Raw genomic sequence first — 253 nt, 5'->3', positions numbered from 1 at the left:
GTATAAAGCTTAAGGGGGTAAGTATGTTTAAGGTATTTAAAGGTCACGGACTTGAGACTAGAAACCGTATCGCGATGGCGCCGATGACTCGTTCACGCACGTCTCAACCTGGTGATGTACCAAACGAGATGATGGCAACCTACTACCGTCAGCGTGCCAGTGCTGGACTCATTGTATCAGAGGGCACCCCGATCTCAGCGGCTGCACGAGGTTATTCGATGACTCCGGGCATTTATACCCCAGAGCACATCGA

Annotated in this window: 1 pseudogene; it reads left to right on the top strand. The window is 51.0% G+C overall.

What is annotated here, in order from left to right:
* Positions 1-23 precede the first annotated feature (23 nt).
* Positions 24-253 (top strand): annotated as a pseudogene (locus tag AB4486_RS28490) (alkene reductase); the annotation flags it as partial.

Source organism: Vibrio sp. 10N.222.55.C6 (assembly GCF_041473395.1).
GTDB classification, from domain to species: Bacteria; Pseudomonadota; Gammaproteobacteria; order Enterobacterales; family Vibrionaceae; genus Vibrio; species Vibrio crassostreae_C.
Note: the sequence above shows the minus strand (reverse complement) of the source record. Positions and strands in the feature narration are given on the sequence as shown.